Raw genomic sequence first — 291 nt, 5'->3', positions numbered from 1 at the left:
GCGTTGACGTTCACCTCGGATGCGTCGGTGCCGGCGGGGACGGTGCGGTTGTCCGGGTTGGTGGCGGGGACGCAGTACGCGTTGGTGGAGATGGTCGCCCCGACCAAGCATGCGTTGCTGGCGGAGCCGATCCAGTTCAGCGTGGACGCGGGGAAGACGATCACGATTGCGCAGGCGTCGTTCCATCCGGAGGCGAAGGTGGACGCGAATCAATTGACGATCACCGACCCTGCCTCGATCGTGTTGCCGTTCACCGGGGCTGGTGCGGGGTGGCAGTACGGGTCCGCTGGT

General features: G+C 66.3%; 1 protein-coding gene. It reads left to right on the top strand.

The genetic code is table 11. The features are described 5' to 3' along the window. Positions 1-3 precede the first annotated feature (3 nt). On the top strand, positions 4-291 hold a 288-nt coding region (locus ACR9ZG_RS18980; protein WP_481286395.1), incomplete at its 3' end, for a prealbumin-like fold domain-containing protein.

It is taken from the genome of Leifsonia sp. KNZ12-8B (assembly GCF_056755495.1).
Note: the sequence above shows the minus strand (reverse complement) of the source record. Positions and strands in the feature narration are given on the sequence as shown.